This is a genomic window from Kamptonema formosum PCC 6407, from assembly GCF_000332155.1.
In the GTDB taxonomy this organism is placed as follows: Bacteria; Cyanobacteriota; Cyanobacteriia; order Cyanobacteriales; family Microcoleaceae; genus Kamptonema; species Kamptonema formosum.
Map to the genome: position 1 here is coordinate 1045341 of NZ_KB235904.1, position 23984 is coordinate 1069324.

18 protein-coding genes and 1 tRNA gene are annotated in these 23984 nt (G+C 43.7%); 8 read left to right on the forward strand and 11 right to left on the reverse strand.

The features are described 5' to 3' along the window. Positions 1-3: 3 nt before the first annotated feature. The 7 genes from OSCIL6407_RS0121520 to OSCIL6407_RS0121550 all read right to left on the reverse strand — a co-directional run bounded on the left by OSCIL6407_RS0121520 (position 4) and on the right by OSCIL6407_RS0121550 (position 6290). Entirely contained in the window at positions 4-615 is a 612-nt protein-coding gene (locus OSCIL6407_RS0121520; RefSeq protein WP_007358561.1) for a pentapeptide repeat-containing protein, read from the reverse strand. Positions 616-670: 55 nt separating this feature from the next. Beyond that, complete coding sequence (locus OSCIL6407_RS0121525; RefSeq protein WP_007358560.1) at positions 671-1060, reverse strand: pentapeptide repeat-containing protein; 390 nt, start codon at positions 1058-1060, stop codon at positions 671-673. 216 nt (positions 1061-1276) lie between these two features. Next, positions 1277-2413, reverse strand: coding sequence for an extracellular solute-binding protein (locus tag OSCIL6407_RS0121530; RefSeq protein ID WP_019487653.1), 1137 nt, complete (start codon positions 2411-2413; stop codon positions 1277-1279). Positions 2414-2735: 322 nt separating this feature from the next. Then, positions 2736-3098 carry an NIL domain-containing protein gene (locus OSCIL6407_RS0121535; RefSeq protein WP_007358558.1) on the reverse strand — a complete coding sequence of 121 codons (363 nt, stop codon included), beginning with the start codon at positions 3096-3098 and terminating at the stop codon, positions 2736-2738. A gap of 148 nt (positions 3099-3246) precedes the next feature. Beyond that, positions 3247-4125, reverse strand: coding sequence for a sulfate ABC transporter permease subunit CysW (cysW, locus tag OSCIL6407_RS0121540; RefSeq protein ID WP_019487654.1), 879 nt, complete (start codon positions 4123-4125; stop codon positions 3247-3249). Further along, on the reverse strand, positions 4115-4963 hold the full coding sequence (gene cysT / locus OSCIL6407_RS0121545; RefSeq protein ID WP_007358556.1) for a sulfate ABC transporter permease subunit CysT: 849 nt from the start codon (positions 4961-4963) through the stop codon (positions 4115-4117). Before cysT ends, cysW begins: the two co-directional genes overlap by 11 nt. Positions 4964-5141: 178 nt before the next feature. After that, complete coding sequence (locus tag OSCIL6407_RS0121550) at positions 5142-6290, reverse strand: sulfate ABC transporter substrate-binding protein (RefSeq protein ID WP_007358555.1); 1149 nt, start codon at positions 6288-6290, stop codon at positions 5142-5144. Positions 6291-6577: 287 nt separating this feature from the next. Here OSCIL6407_RS0121550 and OSCIL6407_RS0121555 point away from each other — a divergent pair, with 287 nt between their 5' ends. From OSCIL6407_RS0121555 to OSCIL6407_RS0121580, 6 genes are all read left to right on the forward strand, one after another. Further along, entirely contained in the window at positions 6578-8722 is a 2145-nt protein-coding gene (locus tag OSCIL6407_RS0121555) for a WD40 repeat domain-containing protein (RefSeq protein WP_007358554.1), read from the forward strand. Between the two features lie 94 nt (positions 8723-8816). Further along, positions 8817-8888 (forward strand) — tRNA-Thr (locus OSCIL6407_RS0121560). A 193-nt stretch (positions 8889-9081) separates the two neighbouring features. After that, complete coding sequence (locus tag OSCIL6407_RS0121565) at positions 9082-9864, forward strand: GTP-binding protein (RefSeq protein WP_026103812.1); 783 nt, start codon at positions 9082-9084, stop codon at positions 9862-9864. Beyond that, the gene (locus OSCIL6407_RS0121570) at positions 9861-10676 is read left to right on the forward strand and encodes a metallophosphoesterase family protein (RefSeq protein ID WP_007358552.1); all 816 of its coding nucleotides are present in this window, start codon (positions 9861-9863) and stop codon (positions 10674-10676) included. Before OSCIL6407_RS0121565 ends, OSCIL6407_RS0121570 begins: the two co-directional genes overlap by 4 nt. A gap of 198 nt (positions 10677-10874) precedes the next feature. Then, the gene (locus OSCIL6407_RS0121575) at positions 10875-11597 is read left to right on the forward strand and encodes a hypothetical protein (RefSeq protein WP_007358550.1); all 723 of its coding nucleotides are present in this window, start codon (positions 10875-10877) and stop codon (positions 11595-11597) included. 114 nt (positions 11598-11711) lie between these two features. Continuing rightward, on the forward strand, positions 11712-12788 hold the full coding sequence (locus OSCIL6407_RS0121580; RefSeq protein ID WP_007358549.1) for a CobW family GTP-binding protein: 1077 nt from the start codon (positions 11712-11714) through the stop codon (positions 12786-12788). A gap of 37 nt (positions 12789-12825) precedes the next feature. Here OSCIL6407_RS0121580 and OSCIL6407_RS0121585 read toward each other — a convergent pair whose 3' ends face one another. Further along, on the reverse strand, positions 12826-14325 hold the full coding sequence (locus OSCIL6407_RS0121585; protein WP_007358548.1) for an HlyD family efflux transporter periplasmic adaptor subunit: 1500 nt from the start codon (positions 14323-14325) through the stop codon (positions 12826-12828). A 149-nt stretch (positions 14326-14474) separates the two neighbouring features. Beyond that, complete coding sequence (locus tag OSCIL6407_RS0121590; protein WP_007358547.1) at positions 14475-14702, reverse strand: mersacidin/lichenicidin family type 2 lantibiotic; 228 nt, start codon at positions 14700-14702, stop codon at positions 14475-14477. Between the two features lie 460 nt (positions 14703-15162). Between OSCIL6407_RS0121590 and OSCIL6407_RS0121595 the strand changes: the two genes are divergently transcribed. Further along, the gene (locus tag OSCIL6407_RS0121595) at positions 15163-16380 is read left to right on the forward strand and encodes an FAD/NAD(P)-binding protein (RefSeq protein WP_007353179.1); all 1218 of its coding nucleotides are present in this window, start codon (positions 15163-15165) and stop codon (positions 16378-16380) included. Here OSCIL6407_RS0121595 and OSCIL6407_RS0121600 read toward each other — a convergent pair. Both OSCIL6407_RS0121600 and OSCIL6407_RS0121605 read right to left on the reverse strand, forming a co-directional pair. Beyond that, entirely contained in the window at positions 16377-18521 is a 2145-nt protein-coding gene (locus OSCIL6407_RS0121600; protein WP_007353178.1) for a peptidase domain-containing ABC transporter, read from the reverse strand. The two genes, OSCIL6407_RS0121595 and OSCIL6407_RS0121600, sit on opposite strands and share 4 nt — an antisense overlap. Positions 18522-18551: 30 nt before the next feature. Continuing rightward, positions 18552-21743, reverse strand: coding sequence for a type 2 lanthipeptide synthetase LanM family protein (locus OSCIL6407_RS0121605; protein WP_007353177.1), 3192 nt, complete (start codon positions 21741-21743; stop codon positions 18552-18554). Positions 21744-22018: 275 nt separating this feature from the next. On the opposite strand from OSCIL6407_RS0121605, the gene OSCIL6407_RS0121610 reads away from it, so the two are divergent. After that, positions 22019-23893 carry an iron uptake porin gene (locus OSCIL6407_RS0121610; RefSeq protein ID WP_007353176.1) on the forward strand — a complete coding sequence of 625 codons (1875 nt, stop codon included), beginning with the start codon at positions 22019-22021 and terminating at the stop codon, positions 23891-23893. Positions 23894-23984: the final 91 nt, after the last annotated feature.

Here is a 23984-nt window from a genome sequence, read left to right on the forward strand (position 1 = left end):
CTACTAATCAAAATCCGATGGCTGGTTGAGCCGTCGGGGACGATCTAACTTTCCGTTTCGCTTAATGAACTCCCAAGCATCTTTGAGGAACTCTCCATCAGGAAGGATGATATTGTTTCCAGCAATATCGTCTGGATCGAAACGGATGGCTCCCGTCAAATCAACATTCCATATACCCCCACCGTTAGAATCATTCCATATCGCTCCCTCCAGATTAATATTTCTCATGTTACACTCGGAAAAAGTTATGCGATTTAGTTGAGCGCCTCGGAAAGTAGCTCCTTCCAAATCGACAGATTTTAAGTAAGCATTTTGCAGGTTAGCACCATCCAAATACACTCTCCTCCAGTTGGCATGGTGAGACCAAATAAGAGACAAATCGGCACCAGATAAATTAGCGCTTTCCAAGTTAACTTCGTGAAGGTTGCTGTCTATCAAACTAGCTCCGCTCAAATTAGCTCCGCTCAAATTAGCTCCACTCAAATTACTACAATCGAAGCAGATTCCAGGTAAGTTAGCTCCGCTCAAATCGATACCGCTCAAGTTAGCCCTCCTAAAATGTCTGTTTCCGGCAGCATAGCTACTTAGCAAATACTCGGTAGTTATATCAGTCATACTTTAACACCTCGACTGAATGATAGTAAAATCAGCTTTGAGTAAAGTTTAGCATTCATCGCTCCGTGCAATTTTCGTTTCGGATCGTTCCATCTGGCATGACGGTATCTTTAAAGTAGGCATCCTCGATAGCGTTAAAAATAGCTTGATCGAGATCCCGACTATTGATACCAAAGAAGTTAGTTCGAGTTAAGTTTGCTTTGCCAAATTCTAAACCAATATTATTGGAAATTTCATTAGCATTTCTGAAATCAGCATCAGTTAAGTTAGCATATCCAAAAGAAGTTCCCAGTACTTTCGATCCACTAAATTTACACCCACTCAATTTGGCACTGTGGAACTTAGTCTCTTGCAAGTCGGTTTGACTAATCCCTCTTTTGTCACTCTGGGAAAATAAAAATGAGAGCCAAATTTTCAACTGTAAATAGCTCAAGGATTTGAGCATTTATTTTCTAACAAAATGGCTGAAATCAAGGTTTTTGGTAAAAGTCTTATGCTATAAGCATCCCAGATTATTTTCTGCCGAAAGTGACAAAAGAGGGATAAGGTGGGCGCTCGCTGACAATCATCTATGGCATGAATTACAAGCTTTTCGCAGCGAGCGCCCACCCTACATTTAATTGTATCCAGATACTAACAACTAACAACTAACAACTAACAACTAACTATTCTTAATATTTCTGACTTCTTGCCACAACGAGCGATATTGCTCAATAGCTACATCCGGGAGAGGAAAAAGAAATTCACTTTTAGAAATAACCTCTGATTCCGGCAAAAGTAAACGATTAATACGAAGTTGTTCGGGCAAATCTTCACGCTTCATGCTAATAATAACAGGAGAGCTAGCTTGAGTTAGCAGAGACATTTGAGTAGCTATTTGTGGCTGCCAACAAAAATCGATCCATTGTTCTACTAACGATAAATTTGATGATTGATTAGATACCGGTTGTACCCACAAATCTACCCACATTGATGTTCCAGAAATTGGAACTACTGCCCCAATTTCTTTCTGATTCTGCATTAGCCGCAATACATCCCCAGACCAACCAACCGCAGCCCAAGTATCTCCTAAAACTAGAGGTTGTAGGTAAGAATTAGAACTATACAGTTTAGTTTGTCGATGTAAGTTGCTCAATTCTTCTTTGAGGTTCGCTACTTTATTAAGATCGCGCGTATTGTAGGATTTACCAAGTTTCTTTAAAGTCAACCCAATAACTTCTCTAGGATTATCCAGCAAAGAAATGCGATCGCGCAATTCTTCCCGCCAGAGATCGCTCCAGTCTGTAGGAGGTTTCAAACCCAAGGACTTAAATTTGTCAATTCGATATACTATAACTGTAGTACCCCAGCGGTAGGGTGCAGCCCAAATTTTGCCTTTTTCATCCGCAATACCAGAGTCATTACGCCTTACTAATGTTTGCCAAGCAGGAGGTAATTGCGACCAGTTTGTAAGCTTTGCGGGGTCAAGAGGTTGAATTAATTTTTGTTGAATTGCCTTCGCTAACCAGTAATCACCAATCATTACTAAGTCGGCTTTTTCCTGTTCCTTACCCTGATTTTGTGCTGAAGTTTTGCTCTTCCAAGTTTGCAATAGAGCAAATAATTCTTGTAACTGCGTTTGTGGCACAATCTGTAAAAGCGGTGATGGTTGCAGTTGCTTGCGAAATTGAGCGACAACTTGTGCGGGAACAGAATTTTTCAGCGATCGCACTTTTAGGGCCGTCTGGGTTCCACATCCCCCCGCTAATTGGCTCAGAGTTAGGGCGCTAGCCCCCAATAGCAAAGACCTTCGTTTCACTTTGTCTGCATCCGCTTTGTTAGATAATCTTTAATTTTTGCTCGTAATAAAGCATCATTATACATGAAATATGTCTTTGCCAGCAAATTTTGCTTTTTCCTTCTGTGCTATATGTCATTGCGAACTCCGTGAAGCAATCTCAAGACTTGGTGCTTCCTTCGATAGGCGTACAATGACACAGAATATTTATTTTTACCTATATTATCCCATTGCGAACTCCGTGAAGCAATCTCAAGATTTGGCGATTGCTTCGATAGACTCTCAATGAGACAAAATATTTATTTTTACCTATTTAACCTTGAAAGAAAACAATCTTTCTTTCCTACCAACTTTCTCGATCGGGATCGGCCGAATCGCTCCAAATTTCTACATCCAAATCATTCAGATAAATCAAAGCACTTTCAATCTGACTAGCAGTACCGTGCAGTTCCAAATCAAACCAACCATCATCAGAAGATTTAACTCCCAATAAAGCTGCATTAACATTTACCGTCAAGCCATATTGAGAAATCAAGCGAGAAATCACAGGTTCTTGATGGTATTCTTTGGGAACCCGCATCCGAATCCGGGTTTGAGTAGGTCTAATATCTCCTTCAACGCTCTTGGGAATATCTGATGCCGTCGCCTTATGAAAAGCATTAATTGATTCACTTTCCAAGTTGTTGTTATTGTTTTCAACTAACATCTGAATCTCCTCGTTTAAAAATTTTTGTTTGGCTGGGAACGCCGCATTTTAGGCGGTGAATAACCGTCCAGAGAGCGGCGTTACAAAATGTCTGAAACAATCAATTCTGTATTAGAAAAAATGGGAAATCTCCGAACTCTTCCATATTTTATTCAACTTCCTTAATCCTAGTTTTGCGCTCTAATATTTCCTTAAGTACAAGAGTTACAACTGCTAAAAAAGCGAGAATAACCGCAGCAGAATAAGCCGATTGCGTCGCATACTGCTTGTAAGATTCTTCTACAAATAGCGGTAAAGTTTGCGTTTTTTTAGCAATATTTCCCGATACTACAGAGATAGCACCAAATTCTCCCATTGCTCTTGCATTTGTCAAAATTAAGCCATAAAGTAAGCCCCAGCGAATATTGGGAATCGTGACTCGCCAGAAAATTTGCCAATCATTTGCGCCCAAAGTTTTAGCCGCTTCTTCTTGGTCAGTACCAGCTTCTTCCAGAACCGGAATTACTTCGCGAGCCACAAAAGGCAGAGTCACAAAAGCAGTAGCCAGCACCATCCCCGGAAAAGCAAAAATAATCTTAATATTGGCTGCTTCCAAGAACGATCCAAACCACCCATTGCGCCCATATAGTAACACGATCATTAAACCAGCAACAACAGGTGAAATTGCAAAAGGTATGTCTAAGATGCTGATTAAAAGCGTGCGCCCAGGAAATTTATTTCTAGCAATTACCCAGGCAGCACACAAGCCAAAAATTGTATTGATCGGCACTACAATTATAGCAATAAATAAGGTAAGTTTGGCTGCATGGAGAAATTCTGGAGCAGTCAAGTTGGACATGAAAGGGCCAACTCCCTTACTAAAAGCTTGGACAAAAACATTGAGAGCAGGGATGAAAAGTACAAGAGATAAATACAGGACTGCTACCCCAATTAAAAGTCCCTTTACCCAGGTTTTCTCCTTGTTTTGGAAGCGAGAATTAGCGGGAGGTACATTGTATTTAGCAGATGGATTTAGATCAATCGTCATAGCGACTACCCCAGGCTTGTAAAATATTAATTGCCAATAACATCACCAATGAAATTGCTAACAGCACAACGCCAATTACAGTTGCACCCGCATAGTCATACTGTTCCAACCTCTGGAAAATTAGCACTGGTGCGATCAAATCTTTAAATGGCATATTAGAAGCAACGATTACAGTCGAGCCATACTCGCCAACTGCCCTAGAAAATCCTAACGCTACTCCAGTTAAAATGGCTGGCAATAATGGTGGTAAAATCACTCGCCAAAATGTCTGCCACTGAGAAGCGCCTAAACACCAAGCTGCTTCCTCAATGTCTTTTTCCATCTCGCTCAAAACTGGTTGTACTGTTCGCACTACAAAGGGTAAGGAAATAAAAATCATTGCCACACCTACGCCAAGACGAGTAAATGCAATCTTGATACCAAAGGGTGCAAACAATGAACCAATCCAGCCATTATTGCTATAAACTGTGGCGATCGTCAACCCGGCCACAGATGTAGGCAGTGCAAAAGGTAGATCGACGGCGGCATCTATAAACCGCTTGAGTGGAAAATCATATCTGACTAAAACCCAGGCAATTAATGTTCCGAAAACGCCATTAATGATCGCTGCAACTAATGATGTAAAAAAGGTGACATCATAAGCAGAGAGAGCAATCGGACTGGTGGCAATTCTCCAGAATTCGGCTGGGTTAGCTGTACTCGCCTTTGCTAGCAATGCCGCTACTGGTAAAAGTAGCATTAAAGAAAGATAGCCGAGGGTTATTCGCCAAGGCCAAGTAATTTTAGCTGCTAGATTTTGGAGTTGAGATTTAGGTTTTTGGGTAGGAAGCGATACCATTTTGATTTGAGGTTTTTGCGTGGATTTAGGATATTGAAGTTAGGACTTACACAACAGGTATCGGTTAGTGGGGTGCGTCAGAGATTAAAACCCTATTGTCTCAATCGATAACTTCGTCTGACGCACCCTACAAGCTGATTTAATTATGACAGTTGGCTTTATTCCCGATCGGTTAACATTATTTCCTGATGTCAGCCTGGATTTTGTCAAAAATAGTGCCATCAGCAAAGAATTTTTGATCGATTTCTCCCCAACCTCCCAAATCTTGAACTGTAAATAAGTTTTTGACTGGCGGATATTTCTCGACAAATTCTTTGTCTTGAGCTACACTAGCGTCTACTGGGCGGAAGCCTGCTTTAGCAAATTCTCGCTGAGCTTCTGGAGTGTACAGAAACTTAACAAATGCTTCAGCAACTTCGCGCGTGCCGTGCTTATCAACATTTTTATCAACAACTGCGATCGGATTGTCGATGGAGACATTGGTATCAGGAACAATATAAGGCACTTTTTCACCTTTCTGAGCAGCTAATACCATCTCATTTTCATAGTTGATCAGCACATCGCCCTGACCTTGTTTGAAAAATACGTCGCTAGCTTCGCGGGCATCTTTTGTGAGTATGGGAACGTTTTTGTAAACCTTGGTAACAAATTCTTGAGCTTTGGCTTCATCGCCGCCAGTTTTGGTGACAGCACCCCATAAAGCTAGAAAATTCCAGCGAGCAACCCCAGAGGTTTTAGGATCGGCCGTGATTAGTTGAACTCCCTCTTTACCTAAATCTTCCCATGTTTTAATCCCTTTGGGATTGCCTTCGCGGGTGACTAATGCTGCTACGGATTTGCTGACTATGCCATCATTAGGTGATTCTTTTTCCCAACCTGGTTCAATTAGTCCAGCTTTCTGAATTTTACTGGTGTCAAGGGCGAGAGCGAGGTGGACGATATCTGCTTCTAGGCCGTCAATTACGGCGCGAGTTTGGGAGCCGGAGCCGCCATAACTTTGATTGAAGCTGACAGTTTGATTGTGTTCTTGTTTCCACTTTTCTACGAATTTAGGAATAATTGTTTCGTGGGCAGCTTTGGTGACGGCGAAGGAAACGAGGGTGAGTTCTACGTTACCTTGACCGGCGGCAGTTACGTTGGTGCCGCTGGAGCTAGATGCTGTGTTGTTGCTACTACTGGGAGAGCAAGAGGCGATCGCCACACTCAAACTCAGCCCTAATATAAAGAGTGATGCGAAGCTTTTTAGGGAATTCCTAAATAGAGTTATGCTGGCTAGGCGCTGTTGATACAAGCGCCCTAGCTGAGTGAGGCGTTGCCACTGACTCATTAGATGCTTTCCTCGTGTAAAGTACGGTTATTTGGTAGGAATACCGTTTTTTATGTACAGTCGTACATTATATAGAAGACTTTGCAAAAATGCAAGAGATAAAAAAACTACTCCCCCGCTCCCCTTCCCCCCGCTCCCCCACCCCCCGCAGCCCAAATATACCGATTCGATATACAATAAAACACTACAAAAACTATCAGTTAAACTGCCCCTAGTCCTGCGGGAATGCGTGAGTCTCTCTGCCAACAAGCTACGGGAAAGATTTTGAGCAAAAAAATTAAATTTTTATGTCTTTACCCCGCCCCGTCTCAGATACCCTAGTTGACCTGCTGAAGCCGATCGCACAGAGTTTGGGAGATCGATTGGGAGCAACCGTCACCAGTCAGTCTTTTTCTGAAGGGTCATTAGGAGTTCAGGCCCTTCGTCATCAAGTCAAAAAAGATCGGCGTTGGATTCAAGCGCAAATTCAATTTCTACAGCGGCAAGAACGTCGGGAACAAGAATTAAAAGAGATTACAAGCGTAGAAAAAGCACGCGCTAACGAGTTAAGAGAAGAAGAATTAAGAGATCGGCGAGAAATTAGTAGATTATGCCGCGAACTGATGCGGGAATTACAGGCAGAAGCAATTAAAATCAAGCTGAGTGAGATTCAAGTTATTTGGGATCGAGACACTTGGTTTTCTAATTTAAGCAGACAAGAAACAGAGCAAATTTTGCAGCAGCAACAGCACCGATTATTGCTGTTAGTTTCTCCAGCTAAAATCAGCAAAGATTGCCCAGATTCTTTCCGGCATAACTTGAATATCGAGTTACCCGCTAAGTTGAGATCGTTTTTGAGCCAGTATTATCCTCAACATAGCGAAACTTGTCCAGTTCAGTTTTACGGCGACTATTTCAAACAGCCAATTTCTGATATTGATGTGGAGCGGTTGCAGACAATTTTAGGCCCAGTGCCGACGGCGATTCTTTATAGCGATATCAGCGACTATGAAGTGAATTTTCATGTTGGTTTTTGGGGAATGGTAAATCAAACTGTTTCCTTAGTATCGATTCAGCCTTGGAACTGGGAAAAAGTTTACGAACAGTTGGGAATAGATGGTACTGACGAAAAAGTATGTCTGCGAATTATTAGGCAAATAATTGTTTCAATACATAAGTTATTAGCAGGATTTTTAGCAGATTTATATTACCTCAGTATTGATTTCAACTATGAACCACAACTTTACGATTTAAAATCTGAATTTGTTCAAGAATGGTTCGATCAAGAATGGGTTGAACCTTATATTGAAAGTCTGAAAGTGATTCAGCGACAGCAAAGAGCCGCTTGTGAAGTAGAGTTGCGACGGCTGGCAGATCGGGAAAATAGGGCTAAGCTTCAGCGCGATATTTTAGGAGAAGCGGAGCGCAAGCGCAGAGAACAAGCTGAGGCTGAGTATAAGCGCCAAGAACAAGTAGCATCTAAAAAAATTAAAACTAAAACATGGCAATGCGTTTGCACTTTGCCTGGACATTCATCTTTTGTAAATTCAATTGCTATTAGTCCAGATGGGCTGATTCTTGCTAGTGGGAGTTGGGACAGAACTATTAAGCTCTGGAACTTAGAAACGGGGGAGTTAACAACCACTTTAACTGGGCATTCCGATCGGGTAAATTCGGTAGCTATTAGCTCTGATGGAGAGCTTCTTGTTAGTGGTAGTTCTGATGAGACTATTAAACTTTGGAATCTCCATAGCGGTGAGTTACTTGGCACTCTCCCTGGCCATTCTATTGGGGTTAATTCTGTTGCTATTAGCCCCGATGGGCAGCTCGTAGCTAGCTGCGGCGGTAGTGACTATACAATTAAGCTTTGGCATTTAGACAGTGGCGAATTGCTGCGGACTTTGACGGGGCATTTAGATGATGTGAATGCGGTGGTTTTTAGCCCTGATGGTCAAGTTTTGGCGAGCGGAAGTTCTGATGCGACGAGCAAGGTTTGGGATGTGGAAACTGGAGAGTTACAGCGTACTCTTTCTGGTTTGAATTTGGGGGTGAATTCTATTGCGATTAGTCCTGATGGACAAACGCTTGTGAGTGTGAGAAATGATTACACGATTAAGCTGCGGAATTTGCCGACGGGCAGGCTGATGCGAATTCTCAGTAATAATCAACGTAAAGGTAATGATGTTGGCAATTCTAGCAGGGGTAATGCGCCACACATTTTGAGAAATTATGTAGGTAGAGGTAATTCGGTGGCGATTAGTCCTGATGGGTTGACTCTGGCTAGCGGCAGTGATGATAATACGATTAAGATTTGGAATGTGGCGACTGGGCAACTGATGAATACTCTGACGGGACATTCGGGGACGGTTTATTCGGTGGCGATCGCACGGGATGGTAAGCTGCTCGTCAGTGGTAGCGGTGATGAGACGATTAAGATTTGGCGCTGCGATTAAGGCAAGTGGGGTGGCTCGGTTGTGAGAAGAGAAAAATATTTTTTTTCTTGCTTGCGGATTTGAGGAAAGTTGTGTTATGATTGTAAATCGAAGTGCTGGCGTAGCTCAGTGGTAGAGCAGCTGATTTGTAATCAGCCGGTCATGGGTTCAAATCCGATCGCCAGCTTTTTTAGTTCAAGCTAGTCTATGTAAGGCTTTCAGCTATTTACACATTATTAATTATAGAACTTTTATCTGTAACGCCCTTGTCCTGGCGGCGTTACAGATACTTTTGCGTAAATCCTGTATAAAAATCTAAACAGGTGACTTTTATAGAAAATTTTGGTAATTTATGCGCGATAATGATTATCATTATTTCTATGAACCAACTTGTAATCACTGCCGTAGCAGGCCCAGCCGGCATCGGCAAAACCACCTGGATTCGACAGCAAATAGCGACAGAACCCTTACCAGCGGTATATTTCAGCCCCGGAACAGGTAACGTCCCCATAGACCAAGCCTGCATCGCCGCTGAATTTCCCCAAGTGAAAACCCTAAGTGACACCCAAAAATCCTTACTCACCAAACACTTAATAAATGGTGGCGTAGCCTACATTGAATTGGGGTGTTACCTGCAACTTGATGCCGTCAACAGCTTGCTAGAGGAATTTCCCAGTCGCCGCGTCTGCATAGTACCGCCGACGATAAAAGACAGCGAGTGGCAAAATTGGGCCGATGAAACTGTCGAGGGAGTATCAATCAATCAGCAATGCGAAGAACTATCAATTTGGCGATTACCCCTACAAGGAAATGTCATTGACCCCGTAAGTCTCGATGTTTTTTGGTATCAAGAAATGACCCAAGGAGCCTATGGCAAAATTCACAGAGCCAAAGGCATTTTTGACATCGCTGACGGGAGAGCATTCTACTTAGATTTCGTTGCCGAACTTGCAGAAACCAAATATGAAGAATTGAATCTCCCCCGCTGGCTAGAAGGCAAACCCCAACGCTTCAGCGGGATCGAAATTATCGGTGAAAATCTGGATGAAACTGCATTGCTCCAAACTTTAGAATACTCCTGTTTGCCAGAAGCCGCAATCTTATATTACCAGCAGCAAGTTAAAGATTCAATGTCATTATCAGCAGAGGAAGAAACAACATGAAAATTGCAGTTATGTCTTGCATTCATGGTAACTATGAAGCCTTGAATGCAGTTTTGACAGATATTGACCAACAAAAAGCTGATAGCATCTTTTGTCTCGGAGATTTAGTTGGTTATGGCCCCCATCCTCACGCAGTTGTTGAGCAAATTCGCTCCTTAGATATTCCCACTTGTGCGGGATGTTGGGATGAAGATATTGTCGAAGGCTTAAACTCCTGTGAATGTAGTTATCCCTCAGTGTTAGCAGAAAAACGGGGCAAATTAGCTCACGAATGGACTAACCAGAATATCTACCCTGAAACGCGGGAATATTTAGCACAATTGCCTCACAGTTTAAAGGAAAATAACCTTTGTTTTGTTCATGGTAGCCCCCATACAGCCCATGAGTATTTATTGCCCGAATTAGATGCTTTTATCGCCTTAGAAAGAGTCTTATCTACTGGTGCAGATGTACTATTTTGCGGTCATACTCATGTGCCATATATCCGCACTTTAGATGGCGGTCAATTGCAGGTAAAAGTAACTGGTAGCGACGGGAAAGTAGATGATTATTTAAATTTTTCTGCGCCTGTTTTAAAGATTGTTAATGTCGGTTCGGTTGGAGAACCGCGTCATGGAAGGCCAAATGCTACTTACGTTATTTACGATGAAGATACACAAAATGTGACATTAAGAGAGGTTGAATATGACTATCAAAAAACCTGTGCTGCGATTATCGAAAAAGGTTTGCCGCCTATCTTTGCATGGCGTTTAGCCAGAGGTTTAGAGTTTGCAGAAAGAGCAGACGATCCTACTCATGTTTGTGCAAGATAGGTAATTGGTAATTGGTAATAGCTAATAGCTAATGGCTAATTGCTAATTGCTAATGGCTAATGGTTAATGGCTAATGACTAATGGCTAATTATCCCTCTCCCCTCTCCCCTCTCCTCTCTCTTCCTCTTTCCCTAGCTACTGACGCACCCTACGAATACTACTACGAATACTGCAAATTTTACGAAAAAGCAAATCAAAATGTGGGCAATTTTAAGCGGAATCGAAGGAAATCTAAAAGCTTACGAAGCTGTACTTAATGACATTAAGCGCCAACGAGTTAGAGTCGAACAACTGTATATTATTGGTGACTTAGTTGGCATTAATCCCGACTGCGATAAATTAGTAGAGCGTTTGCAAAAACCGCGTCAAGGTGAATTATTACCTCAAGTTTGTACGGGATGGTGGGAGGAACAATGCTTCATTTTACACGCTATTGGTGCTACTAGCGAACCGATTGAGTTAATCGAGAAATATGGTCAGAATACAGTTAAATCTCTCTGGGATTCTGTGTCACGTAAGTCTGTACAATGGCTGAGGTCTTTGAATTTTGGCTTTCACGAACTTGACTGCTTGTTAATTCATGGTAGTACGGCCGGTGCTGCGGATAAATTAACTCCAGAAACGCCTGCTTTTGTGATGCTAGATCGGCTAATTCGCGCTGATGTAAATAACTTATTTTGCGGTCGATCTGGTTTAACTTTCCAGTATCAATTACAAGGGGGTTCGATTAATAATACTGTGCAAACTCTCGATTCTCAAAACTCTCCTCAAACTGTTACTGTCACTGCACGTCAAGTTATTGGAGTTGGTAATGTTGGCCGCCAACCCGGAGTTGCAACCTACACTTTATATAATCCTGAGTGCGATCGCATTCAGTTTAAGACGGTGCATTATGGGGGGAAAAAGGGGTTTCAATCATAGCAGATTTTCTCTCTAGTTTTTGTAAATAATCTAGAGGTTTCTGGTGCGACTTAGCCAGCGCCAAGACAGATTTTTCTAACAAATACCCAAACTCAAATTAATAGAAGAGGAACCATGACTAATCTCAATGTACAAACCCCAGATTTTATATACAACATTCCCAAAAGAGGAATGCCTGTAACTATAATTACAGGCTTTCTTGGCAGTGGTAAAACTACCTTACTCAATCAAATTCTCAAAAATAAGCAAGACTTAAAAGTTGCCGTTCTAGTTAATGAATTTGGGGATATCAACATTGATTCCCAGTTACTTATTTCTACCGACGACGACATGGTAGAATTGACTAACGGCTGTATTTGCTGCACAATTAATGATGGATTACTTGATGCAGTTTACAGAGTCTTAGAGCGAGACGATCGCATTGACTATATGGTGATTGAAACGACGGGAGTTGCCGATCCGCTACCAATTATTTTAACATTTGTCGGTACGGAGTTGCGGGATTTGACTAACTTAGATTCTGTTCTCACAGTCATTGATGCTGAAACATTTACTCCCGAACATTTCGACAGTGAAGCCGCTTTTAAACAAATAGCATTTGGCGATATTCTTCTGCTGAACAAAACTGATTTGGCTACGCCTGAAAAAGTCAAAGAATTAGAAGATTATATTCGCACAGTCAAAGAGGGGGCAAGGATTCTACACTCTAAATATGGTGAAGTTCCTTTACCGTTAATTTTGGGGTTAGGATTAGCAGAAATAGAGCTTTACAGTAACATGGAGAATGGGGATAAACATGACCACGAACATGACAATGAACATAACCATGAACATCACCACGAACATGACAATGAACATCACCACGAACATAACCATGAACATCATCATCATCACTCCGAACACTTAGCCAATGATGGATTTGTTTCGGTTTCGTTCCAAAGCGATCGCCCTTTTTCCATTAATAAATTTCAAGATTTTTTAGAGTATAAGTTGCCTAACGATGTATTTCGAGCTAAAGGCATTCTCTGGTTTGTCGAAAGCGATTTACGGCATCTATTTCAACTCAGTGGAAAACGATTTAGCTTAGATGCTGACGAATGGGGTAAATCTCCCAGCAATCAGATAGTCTTAATTGGTCGCAACTTGAATACCGCAGAATTACGGCAACAACTTGCTGAATGTGTGGCTTAAAAATTAATTCCCAAAAAACCAATAATTTTTAGAAAATTCAAACATCTGCGATTAGCCTGATTTTCCTTAAAACAAAGGTTAATATTGTTTCTTCTTTAGCAATGATATCTGCTGTAACTTCCATGCCTGTTTGTAGGGGATACTGTTGTTCTTCTCTCACAAGATATGTTTTTTCGGCTTCAATTTTTACCTGGTAATAACCAGTGGATTTGTCACCATTAGTAGGTGCGATCGCATCGGGAGAAATTTCTCTAACAGCGCCTTTGAGAGTGCCGTAATCGGGGTAGGGATAGGCAGAAATCCGCAGTTGCACTTTACCTTGCTGACAGTTTTCAACCTTCGCCTCTTGGCAAATTTGGACTTTGCTGATATCTTGCGTGGCAACGCGGGTGACGATCGCGATGGGAGTGCGATCGGGGGCAATTTGCGCGATCGCATCTCCCAATTGTACCACCTGGCCGGGATTTCGCAACTCCAGCTTTAACACAGTGCCGTTTACCGTTGCTCGGATCGCAGTTTGAGTTAAATCTGCTTCAATTTGTCGGATTTGGGAGCGATCGCGCTGCTGCTGCTTGCTAATTTCCACTCGCTGCTGAATTAGCGCTTCTCGCTCCCGATTAAGTGCTGCTAAGGTTGCTTCCCCAGTGGCTTTTTCCGCCGCCATACGTTGCTGTGCGATCGCCACTTCTGCACTGCTGGGGTTGAGAGCAGTTTTAGTCCGCTGCAACCGCGCCGCCACCGCTTCCATAACTTGCTGCTGTCGCAAAATCGCTTGTTTTTGGGCTTCAATGGCTCCTTTTTGTGCCGCTACTGCCTGTGCTTGCTGTTCTACCGCTAATTTTGCCTCCTCAAACTGATCCTGAGAAAGCGCCCCCGTTTCCGCGATCGGCTCGTAGCGATCGCGCTTCGATACCGCTGTCTTTAAAGCCGCCTCCACCGATTTTAAATTTGCCTCCCCTGACTTTAAATCTGCTTGAAATCTTTGCAATTCCTTCTGCTCCGATCTCAAATTGGCTTCAGCTTCCTCCACTTCTGCCACACTATTTTCTTGCCGATCTTCATGCTCCCGCTGGCTGCGTTTCAATTCAGCCAAAGCTGAAGCAACTGTGCGATTCATGCGGTCAGTTTCCGCAATTTTTTGCCGTTCTAAAGCTAGGATTTGAGCATCAAATTGAGTGAATTGTCGCTCTAGTTGCTGAAGATTTCCCTGCAACTGCTTTTTCTCATTTTGCAGCCGCAAATCTTCCACAATAGCAATGACATCCCCCTTGTTTACCCTTTGATTTTCTTTAACTTTAATACTTCCGATCGTCCCCTCGCTTGATGCTTGTACAATTCGGATTTCTCCTGTTGGTCTAACTGTGGCAGGTGCTCTCACTGTCACATTATATTTGAGTGTGGCTGCCAAAACCAAAGCAATCCCGACAGCCGCCGCTTGCAACAATCCTCCTAGCACCATCCAAGGATTAATTGGAGGTAAAAATTCTTCGCTATAAACCGTAGGTAAAAAAGCTTCGTTTGAGTCGTTTAATTTCATTAAAAACTGGAATTAATTCCTAGAACAATTAATTTTATTGCTAAAATTAATGACCCAGAAAAGATATCGCGAATACTTTCTGGATCTACTGTCTATCAATTACAGACTTTTGAGGATATCCCGATTTAACTAGCCCTAAAAATCCCTACTTATGCCAGCAGAGTTGAGCTTTCTTCTGCCACGCCAGAGTAGTGATGCCAAGGCATACTGCACTGGGTGCTACCGCAGGTACAACCTCCAGAAACAGAGGACATATCTTCATCGGTAAGTTCGATCAAACCGGCTGGATTTTCTGGCAGTTGTGCCTTTTCTTCAGCACTCAAGCTATCCAGATAGTCTTCATCTTTCCAAGCGCGGATGATGTGTTCGTTCAACATGATGCACCACTCCTTATGGGTACAAGAATTTATAGAGAGGTGATTCCCTATAGGTTGAGTATACTGCATGGAATGATAATCATTATCATAATTTGATTATTTTTTATTGATTTTATAGTTTGTTTTATAACTACAGCTTATGATATTCCGATTTTAGCCGCGTATTGAAGGGCTTATACCAATTCTTAAAGCTATAGCAACCGCCAGGGCGGTTAAGGGGCTAGGGGCTAGGGGCTAGGGGCTAGGGAAGAGGGGAAGAGGGGATGAAGAAAGTTTCAACGTCTTAACCGCCCTGGCGGTTGCTATATGACTACAAATCTCTACCCCCCTTGCCAAGGGGGAACTACAGGGGGGTCAAATCTGTAGCTGTAGATCGAGGAATTGGGATTAGAACTGTAAGCGATCGCGATCGATCCGATTATAATGATAATCATTATCGCAATCGCAACCAAAATTTTCTATGGAAATCACCAGTGTTACGCCATCGCAAATCGATTTAGCGGTAGTCGGGGCGGGGCCTCACGCTTTAACCCTGGTTACTCATTTGCTGCAAAAATGCCAGAAGAAGCGGGGTAAATTTTGGGTTTTTGACCCCAGTGGTAGGTGGCTAACTCAGTGGCAGAGGCAGTTTGCGGCTTTGGAAATTCCACACTTGCGATCGCCTGCGGTTCACCATCCCGATCCCAATCCCTTTGAGTTGCGACGGTTTGCCGAATCTCGCCCTAACGAGTTGTTTGCGCCCTACGATTTGCCGGGAAGTCGGCTGTTTGAGGAATTTTGTGGCCATGTAGTTGAGAGATGGGAATTAGGCGATCGCGTCATCAAGACAAAAATAACTCGGATTGAACCGTTAGCAGGGAGTTTCCGGCTTTGGTTTGAGGATGGAGAAAGTGCAATTGCGCGTCGTGTGGCGATCGCCACAGGCGGCGGTAAACCCCAACTACCGGAGTGGACAAATCACATTCAAACACCGTATCCGCCAGACAAACTTTGCCATTCCCATCAAGTTGATTTGCGGGGATTAAAGTTACAGGGAGAAAGGATTTTAATCGTTGGAGGCGGTTTAACTAGCGGACATTTAGCAGTAGGCGCGATCGCGCGGAATGCCCAAGTAATATTAATGTCAAGACGACAGTTACAAGAAAAATTATTTGATGCCGAACCGGGTTGGTTAGGGCCAAAATATCTCAAAGGTTTTGAAAATGAACCCGACTGGGAAAAGAAATGGGAGATGATTCAACAAGCTCGCAACGGCGGCTCTATGACTCCTGAAATAATGCTACAATTACGTCGAATGTCGCGGGATTTGAGCATCGAATTTCACCCAGAATGTCACATTATTGAGGTAAAATGGGATAACAATCAATGGACTGTTTACTGTCAGGATGGAAACCAGCTATTCGTCGATCGCATTTGGTTAGCAACGGGAACAAAATTAGACGTAACAGCCGAACCATTGCTGACAGAAATTTTAGCAACTTATCCCATTAAAATAGTTAAAGGATTGCCCGTTTTAGACGAGTATTTGCGTTGGCCGAGATGCGAGTTATTTATCATGGGTGGTTTAGCCGCTTTGCAAGTAGGGCCTGTAGGTCGAAATCTTGCCGGTGCAAGGATGGCAAGTTCCCGCATTGTACCAGCATTAATTAAGTCTAGGGTTGCAGTTTCATCTTTTTAAGGAGTCAAAAAGTCTAAATGTCCTCCAGATTTAGAGACTAAATCTGCGACAACTCCTTCGATTTTTACCTGTCCATTTTCCATGAAAATAATCCAGTTAGCTCGATTAATCACTCTAGGGCGATGACTGATTAAAATCGTAGTTTTACCTTGGCGGTAAGATAGGAGTCCATCGAGAACTTCCGCTTCACTTATGGGGTCAAGATTGGCAGTAGATTCGTCTAAAATTAAGAGCGGTGGGTCAGTAACAATCCCTAGCGCGATCGCTAATCTTTGTCGCTGACCTCCCGAAAGATTTGCCCCTAATTCCCCTAAAATAGTTTGATATTTACTAGGAAGTTTACTAATAAATTCATCCGCCCTAGCAATTTGACACGCCTTGACAATTTGCTCAAATCCCACGCCAGGATTTCCCAATCGTAGATTATCAATAATTGGGCGAGTCCAAAAGTGCGACTCTTGGGGAATAATGACAATTTGTTCCCGGATACAATCAAGAGAAAGGTCTAATAAATTGTAATTGCCAATGCGAATATTACCAGACTGAGGCTGATATAAACCTGCAATAATTTTGGCTAAGGTACTTTTTCCACAACCAGACTTGCCAATTAAGGCAATAACTTGACCGCCGGGAAGAGCCAGGGAAAAGTTTTCTAAGAGTTCATTTCTGCCAGAATGATGAAAGTTGAGATTGCTGCAAATAATGTCAGCATTACTAGGAATTTTTACCGATGGTTTGGTATTTTTATCTTGAATTTCAGGAGTTGAGTCAATGACTTCAACTACGCGATCGATCGCCGATCGCGTGAAGGTTAATTGATTGACAAAACCAATGACACTGGCAATGAAAGTGAGGAAGTTTCTATTCATGGTACTCAAAGCCAACAATTGCCCAATACTCAATTCTTGACTGAAGACTAAATTGCTGCCAAACCACAGTAAAGTTATCTCACCAGCTAAGGAGAAAAAGCCCGAAAAAGTGTTATTTACAATTGCCACTTGATTCATATTAAAAGTAATATTGGCTTGTCTCCCATAGCGCACTTGAAATTCCTCCCAAAATTGAGGTGCAGCATTTTTAGCTTTCAAGACAATTGCACCTTTAAAAGTTTCCACTAGCAAGGCTGTATTTTCGGCAGCGACAATTAATAAACTGCTGATATTTTGTTTAAGTTTAGGTAGTAAAATTAGAGTTGAAATTGTCATTAATAAGCCAATCACTAAAGCAACTGCTAGTAACTTGGGGCTGTAGGCTAACATTAAACTCAGGGACATAGCAGCTACGAAAAATTGACTGGGAAGTAAGATAATAGCTTGAGAAATAATTTGATTAATTTGTTCAATATCTCGCAAGCGACTGGCAATTTCACCGCTGCGGTGACATTCGTAGTAAGCCATTGGCAAACCTAAGATAGTTCGGCAAAATTCTAAGATTAAATCTAACTGCAACCGCTGGGAAAAATGAGCAACTAAGTTTAGTTGTACGAATTTTAAACTGCTGTTAATTAAGTTCATTATTAAAACAGCAATAACTACAGCATTGAGTAACTTATTATCTCCTCTTACTAGCACGTCATCGGTGAGAATTTGTAGTAAGAATGGAGAGGCGAGAGCAAGTAAGGCTGAGACGAGATTAAGTAAGAGTGCTTCAGCGAGAATGTGGCGATAATTCCAGACTCGCAGTAAGAAACGGTGGAAGGTGCTAACGCGATCGCGATCGTCAATTTGTGCTAGAAATTCGGGGTGCGGTTCTAGCAGTAACATCACGCCATTTTGCCAACTTAATTGCAGTTCTTTTCTGGATAAATAGCGGATGCCAAAACCAGGATCGGCGATGACGTAATTGCTGCCTTTGCGGCCGTATAAAATCACCCAGTGAGAGCCTTTCCAGTGAATGATTCCTGGTAACGGGACGACTTTTTTATCGATTATTTCTAAGGAAGCTTTTACGCCTCTGGCATTGAATCCAAGGGTTTTAGCGCCTTGTTTGAGATTGAGTAATGTGGTTCCTAAAGCGCCAGTACCGGAGACTTCGCGGGTTTTACTGAGGGTGAAAATTCGACCGTAATATTTGGCAATGGCTGCTAGGCAAGCTGCGCCACAATCTTCTTCGCTATGCTGTAAGATAACTGGGTATTTCATTCAATTTCATGGTTAGTTAACTGTTAACTGTTAACTGTTAACTGTTAACTGTTGTTGGTTCATTAATGGCGGTGCGATCGCGAGTACAGAAGGCACAATATTGGGGGCGGCTAATCTCAGAAATCCGTAGCCAATGCCAGCAATTCCTGTCATCAAACCTAGATTTTCTACTCGCTGCGGTACGTCGCAAATCCAACCGTATTGGGCAATACTTTCAATCGCATTAAGAGCAATATTATTGATTTCCGATCGCCCGGAAGTATTCAATATTTGCCGATCGCAATTCAGGAATTCCAGATTGCCGAGATCGCCATTGCACAGAGAATGATTGTTACCAAAACCGCGCGCGATCGCAGTCTCCCGCGCCGCATCGATCTCAGCCAAAATTTCCCCATCCTGAAAATGGCGGAGTGAATGCAATCGCCCAAAACCGATACCGGGTGCGCCGTGACTCCATCCCAAGCTGAAAAATTGAGTGCGATCGCGCTCAAATCGCAAATCAGGCCAGTTTTTTACCTTTTCTGAAAACAAACTACGCTCGTAAGCGATCGCACCCAGCGCCGCTGAGTGAAAACGTTCCGCACCTGTCAGCGCTGCCAACTCCAACAGCGCCCAAGCAATACCCGCCGCACCGTGAGAAAATCCTGTCAGCGGTTGACATCCGGGAATTGTCCGCCAACCGACTCCCTGGGGCATTTTTTCAGCTTTTTCGAGGATGCGATCGCCACACAGAAGCGCCACTGTTTTAATGCGATCGCCCCCAACACAGCAATGCAGACTCGCCAAAGCCCCAATACACCCCGCCGCGCCGCCAATAATATCTAATTGCTCATCCTTAGAAATCAATGCTGGCAAGCTTTCCATCCATTCAACAGCCATGTATAACATCTCTGGCTGCTGCCACAAACTACCCAAGTGAGTCAAAGTATAAATCAACCCCGCCCAGCCGTTAAAAGCGCCAATTGATGAAATCAGCCTGCCCTCATATTCGACTTGGTGCAGTACCGATCGCATCCCTGCCTGGGCTAATTCCCGATAGCGATCCTGTTTTGTCACCGCACCCAAATAAGCCAGAAACAACGCTACACCGGGAATCCCATCCCACAAATCCCACCCCAAAGGGCTAACTGCCCAGTGGCGAGTACCCGTAAAAACTGGCCCAATCCAGCCCGCCAAATCGCCTGCACGCACGGCTAAAAACTCCAATCTGTCGCCGATCGCACTTGCTGCTTGCAGGCACGCCAACTCAGCCGCCCGATCGTCTGCTGCTGCCACCTTTGGCATCGCGTAACTAAGTGACTTCCCCGGTTCCACCACCATGCCTAACGTTGTGAGAGAAGTGCGAATAAACCATAGCTGGCGCTCTAAATCGGCTTCATTCATGGCTTGTAGGCGCTGCTGCACCAACTCTAGCCCCGACTCGTCAAAAAAATCGCGAAAACATTCGCCGTTACTCGCCCACAGATGGCGCGAGTTGGGATACGTTGTGAGTTTGGGAATATCACCTTGCCACAAAGCCGCTTTCTCAGCCGGGATAACGCGCTCTAGGTATGGCAGCGCGGGGACTTCTACCCAAAGTTTATCGAAAAGGCGATCGCGATCGAGAGCATCCCGCAACAAATTTGGGTGAAAGCTTTCTTGCAGCAACAACCCGTAACTCCGGGTTTCCCGCAGGAAAACGCGCACTTCGTCTGTCGCAAAGCGATCTAAAAAATTGCTAAATTCCTCTCTATGCTTGACGATTAGCCGATAAGTCGCAGTAAATCCCGTTGCGATCGCCTCCTGATATGCCAACGCATTCACCAACTCCCCCTGCAAGCGCGGTTGATTTTGATTCTCTCCGAGCGCGATCGCTTGCCGAGAAACCTTTGCTTCATCAGTGTTTGAGGCTTTCAATCCAATTTTCCGCCCCCTTCCCAACCTTTCGGGATTGCCACCGATCGCGCTCACATCCACCGCCTCTGCTGCGATCGCCTGGGGTTGTGGCAGCAAACCCACGCGCAGTACGGATTTGCCCATTTCTCGACGGGCGGGGAGAACAGAATTTGGCGAGTTTGGGGCAACTGGATGGGGGTGAAATAGGGATTCTAAGTCAATTAACACGGGGTGTTCCCCGGCTGCGATCAGGTTTTCGGCATGGAAATCAGTGCCTTGGATGGCGTGCAGTAGCGCTAGTAACCCGCCGAGGCGCTGGTAAAAGCGTTCGACGGCGGCGGGAGTTTCGCAACTGCTGGTATGGGCGAATTCTACCCATCCGTAACTGCCGCGATCGAGGATTTGCAAAGTGCGAAACTTTAGCTCACTTTTGGTATTAAGCCATGTGAGAATTTCTTGAAAGTGAGCGTCTACAGCCAGGGGTTTGGGCTTATAGGCGATTTGCCAGCCAGAGCTAAATGTGACGATCGCAACGCTACGGCCGCCGTTGTGAGCGTCACCCGCACCCGCTTTGACTTGTGCTAGAACTCCTAGCTCGATTTTGTGAGCAAAGTGAGAGATAATTGTTTCCCAGTCATCGCAGAGGCGCTGGAGGAATTCTAAACTGAGATCGACCCAGATATTTATACAAATGACCAATTGTTGCGCTAATACTGGGTATTCTTGCAGGATCGCGATCGCACTTTCGGGATCTTCTAACCGCTGTAAGAAGCTCTCAAAGCGCTGTTGAGGAGTTTCCCCTGCCAGTAAGCCTTGCAATCGCTGGGCATTTAGCTCTAGTGCCATTGTTGGGTTCAGCATCCAGAAGAAGCGATCGGGTAAAAATGCTAACAAAATTGATTCGATGGTAGTGCGATCGAAGGGTAGGGACGATGTTTTTCTATCCTTTACTAAGGCGGCAATTCCTTGGTGCAAGCGGTTTTTACCTTGGGCAACCAGGGGCGCGATCGCGATCGTAAAACCTTCTGCCTCCGCGCGATCGCCCATCGTAAAAGCCCGATCTAGTTCTTCCAACCAACTTAGAGGCTTTCCATGTCGCTTAGCTAGTGTTGAGACTGGTTCTCCCAACAGATACCGAAATTCTGCCTCAGTAATTCCCTCCAAAGCCAGTTTCTTATCAAAAAAAGTATCTTTTGTCAAGGGGTATTGCGATCGCCACCGCCGCCATCGGCGATCGGCTAACTCCCGATCAAACTCATCTTTGCAGCCAGCGCCCAAAGACGCAATCCTTTCCCTCAGCGCGATCGCCCGATACCAACTCTCCCCTTGAAATGCTTGTCTATCCATTGCCTTTACACCCTAACTCCTTGAATGCCAACAGTACCCCAATTCATTGCAGAGCCTTGATTTCGGGCAAAATTGGCGATCGCGCTTGACTTTATTCTATGATTATGATAATCATTATCATAACGGTTGTAAAGGCGATCGGCTCAAAGCTGAAGCTAAAAGTTAACAGATTAGCGCGAAAACATAATTTAACATCGTGCATTTTGAGTAGCTTAACAACCCTGTACAAATATTACACGATCCTCCGATTTATCAGAGGTCTGTGAGGAGTTTTAATGTTAAAAATTTTGTGCAATACTGTGCTATTCAGCCCAGTAACAATGTGTGCTGTCCTAGCAATTTGTGGGAGCGCGATCGCCGACGAAAAAGCATATTTCAGCCAAACTATACCCAATCAAATTGCCGATCCATTAGCACAGCCTAGCGCCAGTTCCGAGCCAATGGATCAAGTTACATCAGTCTCCCAACTATCCGACGTACAACCCACAGATTGGGCATTTCAAGCATTACAATCATTAGTAGAACGCTACGGCTGCATTGCAGGATACCCCGACGGAACCTATCGCGGCAATCGCGCTCTAACCCGTTACGAATTCGCCGCCGGATTAAACGCTTGCTTAGACCAAGTTACCCGCTTAATTGGCAGTAGCACAGCTAATTTAGTCACCAAAGAAGACCTAGCTACCCTCCAAAAATTACAAGAAGAATTCGCCGCCGAACTTGCCACCTTACGCGGCAAAATTGACACCCTAGAAGCTAGAACTTCCGAACTCGAAGCCAACCAATTTTCAACCACCACAAAATTGATAGGAGAAGTAATTTTTGCCGTCACAGACGTATTAGTTGGCGATGGCGAAAAAGTCAGCCTGCCCTTATCACCCCTCAACCCATTTACCGGCGCACCAAGAGAAAGATTTAGAGAGTTTACTACCGACGATCAAAGCACCGTTTTTGCTAACAGAGTCCGGCTAGAATTACTAACCAGTTTTACCGGACAAGATCAGTTAAAAATTCGCCTGACAGCGGGTAATTCAGCACACCCTGGCCGACGCGCACCTGACAATATTCGAGGCTTTGAATATGGGCCAAACCCAGTTACAGCTTATCAATCTGGCGGCGATCAAGCTGATGTAGCCAGAACAAATGAAGGTCAACAAACCTTTCAAGATATCAGCACATTATCTGCCAATAATACCTTTGGATTAACAGGATTAAGTTACGAGTTTCCCATTACTTCTCGCTTGCAAGCCGTGATTATGGCAAAAGATGGCGAACACATGGAATATGTGCCGACAACATTCAGCCTATTTGATGATGGCAATGGCGGAACTCGTTCTCTATCTATTCTCGGTCAACGCAACCCAATTTATAGCCTGGGCGGATTAGGTGCTGGCGCTGGATTGACTTATGAATTTAGCGAAAAATTGAGTCTCAGCGTTGGATATTTAGCTGGAACTGCGGAAAATCCCACTCAAGGAAATGGCTTATTTGACGGGAGAAATTCCGTTCTCGCTCAGTTAACATTTAACCCCACCCCTAACCTATCTTTGGGCTTAATTTACAACAAAAATTATCAAGTAGGCAGTCCTCTATTTAACAATGATGTCGGGACTTCATTAGCCAATAGTCCAATTTTCTTGACCGATAAATATGCCACAAATTCCTATGGTTTATCGGCCTTGTGGCAAGTTAATCGTAGATTTGCGATCGGCGGCTGGTTTAGCTATACTGATGTTAAAAGTTTTGGAGGAACATTAGCCCCTGGTACGCCCTTTGAAACTCGTTTTAGCAGCAGCAATGCTGATATTTTTAGCTACGGTATCACCTTAGCTTTTCCTGACCTGGGAAAAGAGGGAAATTTAGGAGGGATTGTGATTGGTGTACCTCCTTATGTAACTAGCGCCAAAACCCCTTCTCCCTTCGATGAACCTCAAAGCGTACCGGGAAATCGGGCTGGTTATGACACTAAAGATTTAGTCAGGCGAATTCCCGATCGCACTACTCCTTTTCACATTGAAGCTTTCTACGTTTATCGCCTCACGGATAATATCTTACTCACTCCTGGTTTGATTTGGTTAACGGCTCCTAATCAAAGTAACAAAAATCCTGATGTTGTGATTGGAACCTTGAGAGCTACATTCCTTTTTTAAATGTAGTCAGAAACCGCGTTTCTTGATCTGGGATCGGAAACCGGGTTTCTTCCTAAATATCTCGTTCAAAATCCAATTTTATCGAGAAACC

What these genes read in the sequence shown, in the direction of transcription:
- OSCIL6407_RS0121585 (WP_007358548.1), bottom strand. Translation starts at nt 14,325, where the DNA reads ATGAAATTAAACGACTCAAACGAAGCTTTTTTACCTACGGTTTATAGC.
- OSCIL6407_RS0121535 (WP_007358558.1), bottom strand. Translation starts at nt 3,098, where the DNA reads ATGTTAGTTGAAAACAATAACAACAACTTGGAAAGTGAATCAATTAAT.
- OSCIL6407_RS0121590 (WP_007358547.1), bottom strand. Translation starts at nt 14,702, where the DNA reads ATGTTGAACGAACACATCATCCGCGCTTGGAAAGATGAAGACTATCTG.
- OSCIL6407_RS0121610 (WP_007353176.1), top strand. Translation starts at nt 22,019, where the DNA reads ATGTTAAAAATTTTGTGCAATACTGTGCTATTCAGCCCAGTAACAATG.
- OSCIL6407_RS0121550 (WP_007358555.1), bottom strand. Translation starts at nt 6,290, where the DNA reads ATGAGTCAGTGGCAACGCCTCACTCAGCTAGGGCGCTTGTATCAACAG.
- OSCIL6407_RS0121600 (WP_007353178.1), bottom strand. Translation starts at nt 18,521, where the DNA reads ATGAAATACCCAGTTATCTTACAGCATAGCGAAGAAGATTGTGGCGCA.
- OSCIL6407_RS0121520 (WP_007358561.1), bottom strand. Translation starts at nt 615, where the DNA reads ATGACTGATATAACTACCGAGTATTTGCTAAGTAGCTATGCTGCCGGA.
- OSCIL6407_RS0121555 (WP_007358554.1), top strand. Translation starts at nt 6,578, where the DNA reads ATGTCTTTACCCCGCCCCGTCTCAGATACCCTAGTTGACCTGCTGAAG.
- OSCIL6407_RS0121605 (WP_007353177.1), bottom strand. Translation starts at nt 21,743, where the DNA reads ATGGATAGACAAGCATTTCAAGGGGAGAGTTGGTATCGGGCGATCGCG.
- cysT (WP_007358556.1), bottom strand. Translation starts at nt 4,963, where the DNA reads ATGGTATCGCTTCCTACCCAAAAACCTAAATCTCAACTCCAAAATCTA.
- OSCIL6407_RS0121525 (WP_007358560.1), bottom strand. Translation starts at nt 1,060, where the DNA reads ATGCTCAAATCCTTGAGCTATTTACAGTTGAAAATTTGGCTCTCATTT.
- OSCIL6407_RS0121580 (WP_007358549.1), top strand. Translation starts at nt 11,712, where the DNA reads ATGACTAATCTCAATGTACAAACCCCAGATTTTATATACAACATTCCC.
- OSCIL6407_RS0121575 (WP_007358550.1), top strand. Translation starts at nt 10,875, where the DNA reads ATGTGGGCAATTTTAAGCGGAATCGAAGGAAATCTAAAAGCTTACGAA.
- OSCIL6407_RS0121570 (WP_007358552.1), top strand. Translation starts at nt 9,861, where the DNA reads ATGAAAATTGCAGTTATGTCTTGCATTCATGGTAACTATGAAGCCTTG.
- OSCIL6407_RS0121595 (WP_007353179.1), top strand. Translation starts at nt 15,163, where the DNA reads ATGGAAATCACCAGTGTTACGCCATCGCAAATCGATTTAGCGGTAGTC.
- cysW (WP_019487654.1), bottom strand. Translation starts at nt 4,125, where the DNA reads ATGACGATTGATCTAAATCCATCTGCTAAATACAATGTACCTCCCGCT.
- OSCIL6407_RS0121565 (WP_026103812.1), top strand. Translation starts at nt 9,082, where the DNA reads ATGAACCAACTTGTAATCACTGCCGTAGCAGGCCCAGCCGGCATCGGC.